Raw genomic sequence first — 246 nt, 5'->3', positions numbered from 1 at the left:
TCGGCCAGGATGATGACATCGGGGTTCCGCGCGGCGACCTCGTCCCAACTCACCTCGGCCCACTTCGTCTTGGCGTCGGCGAAGATGTTCTCCACCCCGACCAGCTTGGAGATGTGCTGCGGCAGACCACCGGGACCGGCCGCCCACGGGGTGCCCTCGTAGGTGGAGTAGAACCACATCACCTTGAGCGGCTTGTCCCGCTTCTCGACGGCGCCGACCGCCTTGTCCACCATGGCCTTCTGCTCG

The 246-nt window shown here is 66.3% G+C and carries 1 protein-coding gene; it reads right to left on the bottom strand.

The annotated features are described in order from the left end of the window. The coding region (locus OO47_RS33115; protein WP_033211253.1) for an ABC transporter substrate-binding protein at positions 1-246 on the bottom strand (246 nt) is incomplete at both ends.

The sequence above is a fragment of the Streptomyces bikiniensis genome (assembly GCF_000716625.1).
Taxonomy (GTDB): Bacteria; Actinomycetota; Actinomycetes; order Streptomycetales; family Streptomycetaceae; genus Streptomyces; species Streptomyces bikiniensis.
This window is presented reverse-complemented; position numbering and strand designations above follow the sequence as displayed.